This window comes from Anaerosporobacter sp., assembly GCF_965301125.1.
In genome coordinates this window covers 526-3,077 of sequence record NZ_CBDLAM010000297.1, presented here as the reverse complement: position 1 = coordinate 3,077, position 2,552 = coordinate 526, and the positions used below count along the sequence as shown (strand labels likewise).

Sequence of the window (2,552 nt, the reverse complement as noted above, 5' to 3'; positions counted from 1 at the left end):
ATTTGTCGGTGATTTTCAAATATAATAATTAATAATTATACCTAAACTACTAGCTTTCAATATGAGTTGGTAGTTTTTTTATGATTAAGTTTAACTAAATTGATATTTAAAGAACTAAGTACATTGAAAACTTAATATTGATAGTTGGTAAAATATATAGTACTCTTTATGTAAAGATTATTTATATAAACTAATAGAGTGACAAATGGCAATTTTAGGAGGAATAATGATTGATAAGAAATACATATGGGAAAAAGATGGATTTATAATACGGTCAGCACAGACAGAAGATGCTGAAAGCTATTTTAATCAAAACTATTGCCCATTAGATAAAGAAGTTGCACGTTTGACTGGTTGTAAAGAAGTATTTACAAAAGAAGAAGTAGTTTCTTTCTTTTTAAAATCTCTCAACGAAGATGATAGATACTTCTTTTTGATTACTGCACCAGACGGTCGTATAATTGGAGAAAGTGTAATAAATGAAATTGATTGGGATTTAAGGTGTGCAAATTTTCGTATTGGGATTTTTCATTCCGAAGAACGAGGAAAAGGTATTGGTACTTGGGTAGTAGAAACCACACGAGATTTTGCATTTGAAGAATTAAAGTTACATCGTCTAGAATTAGATGTTTATTCTTTTAATACAGCGGCTGAAAAAGTATATCTAAAAGCAGGCTTTAAACATGAGGGGGTTCTTCGCGATACTGTTATAGATGGAGGTAAATATGCAGATGATATTCTGATGGCTATTTTGGAAGATGAATGGCGGATATTAAAGGGGTTGTAGCGACAAATTCTTTTTTATATACAACTACCCTAAATGAGTATAATTCAAAGGTAACTAATTAGTATGTATCTCTTGACTATCAACTATTAGTATTGAGTTGGTAGTTTTTTTGTACCTAAAACTAAAATTTACAGAAAGAAGGGCTATATGAAAGTCCATTTATAGGATTGTGATAGAAAAGTGCCATCATTTGCTGAGAATAAAAGAAATTGTTATAGAATGGCTAAGTGCGGATATCAAAGAAAAAAAGTAACGAATAATATGAGCAAAGTGACATGTAAATCATGCTTAAAAGAAATAAACAATTAGGATTTAGAGAACGAAGTACATTGATAACTGAATATTGATAGTTGGTAAAATATGTAGTATTCTTATTGTGAAGATTATTTATATTTGGAGGTGTAGTATGCTGAAAACAAAACGGCTTGAATTGGTTGGGTTTGATGTTAAATATGCAAATGATTTCTTTGAACTATGGAGCGATTTTGAAGTAATAAAATATACATTTACACCTTTATTGACCACTATTGATGAATGTATTAACTTAATTGAACATCAGATAAATCGGACAGACAAAGACTTTATAGACCGCTTTGTTATTCTGCTAAATAATAAAGCTATTGGTATGGTTGGTTGCATTTGTATGGATAAAGGCAATTTTGTTTATGGGCTTTATTATCAAATATCTCGAGTTCACTGGGGGTATGGTTATGCAAGCGAAGCAGCGAGTGCAATAATGCATTATGTTTTGAATGAATACCCAAATGCCATTATTAAAGCAGAAGCAGTATCTGAAAATCCAGCAAGTGCAGCTGTATTGATGAAAATCGGATTAAAACAATCACATATAGAAGAAAATGGATTTAAGCGAAACAATTTTGTACTTGATTTAATACATTATTCTAATACGTGAAGGTGATAGTGAGTCTAATTACGCCCATATTGCGTTCATAAACTTAAAATATTGCCATTTCAATTCATTGCACTTGACGAAAATGAAAAGGTCTTTATTATTGTTTCTATTCGAATTAAGATAGAAGATGAAAAGAAAGAGAATGTGAGGGCAAAAAGAAAATCAAAAGGTTAATAATATGTATAAATTTCATTAAACTGTAGTATAATATACCCAAAAGATTTGGAGGTACGATATGAAAAAAAGCATAGTGTTATTAATGCTAGTATTGGTAGCTACATTAGTAGGTTGCGGGAAAACTGAAGAGGCAGATAGCCGTACGCTTGATGATTTTGTAAATGCATTTAAAGATCAGGGCTACGAGCTTGAAGTTGATGAACCTATGTATTCATCAATTAATGCAGAAGACGGTGTAATTTTCTATATTGATAATTCACCTGTTAAGATCTATCAGTATAAATCAAGTAAGGAATTAGAAAGTGCTAAAAAAGAAAATGATATGATGGCAGAATGGTTGCAGAACGGAAAATTCTTATTAGAAACAAGTTCCAGTGAAGCTGAAGAAATCTTTAAAAGTGTTAAATAATCTGTGTAGAACTGTTGCATCAAGTGATTGATAAACAGTTCTATTTTTGTATATTTAAAGTTGTATCAACTAGAATTTCAGGAAAGGATGACATTATGTTACATCAATTAAAAACAACGGCAGAATACTTTCTTGATGTTGCATCAGGTAAGAAGACATTTGAAGTAAGAAAGAATGATAGGGATTTTTGTGTTGGTGACTTTATCGGACTAAACGAATTAACAAACAAACCGGTAAATAACAAAGATGATTATTTGTCGGAGAGT

General features: G+C 30.6%; 4 protein-coding genes. All 4 read left to right on the top strand.

Features of this window, described 5'->3' with window-relative positions; genetic code table 11:
• Positions 1-226: 226 nt before the first annotated feature.
• Positions 227-787 (top strand): GNAT family N-acetyltransferase, encoded by a 561-nt coding sequence (locus ACW2QF_RS19000; protein WP_455717586.1) that lies wholly within the window; start codon positions 227-229, stop codon positions 785-787.
• A gap of 406 nt (positions 788-1,193) precedes the next feature.
• Complete coding sequence (locus ACW2QF_RS18995) at positions 1,194-1,700, top strand: GNAT family N-acetyltransferase (protein WP_455717585.1); 507 nt, start codon at positions 1,194-1,196, stop codon at positions 1,698-1,700.
• 235 nt (positions 1,701-1,935) lie between these two features.
• On the top strand, positions 1,936-2,286 hold the full coding sequence (locus tag ACW2QF_RS18990) for a hypothetical protein (protein WP_455717584.1): 351 nt from the start codon (positions 1,936-1,938) through the stop codon (positions 2,284-2,286).
• A gap of 95 nt (positions 2,287-2,381) precedes the next feature.
• The coding region (locus tag ACW2QF_RS18985; RefSeq protein ID WP_455717589.1) for a DUF3850 domain-containing protein at positions 2,382-2,552 on the top strand (171 nt) is incomplete at its 3' end.

Coding starts and splice junctions, on each gene's coding strand:
- ACW2QF_RS19000 (WP_455717586.1), top strand. CDS start 227: ATGATTGATAAGAAATACATATGGGAAAAAGATGGATTTATAATACGG.
- ACW2QF_RS18995 (WP_455717585.1), top strand. CDS start 1,194: ATGCTGAAAACAAAACGGCTTGAATTGGTTGGGTTTGATGTTAAATAT.
- ACW2QF_RS18990 (WP_455717584.1), top strand. CDS start 1,936: ATGAAAAAAAGCATAGTGTTATTAATGCTAGTATTGGTAGCTACATTA.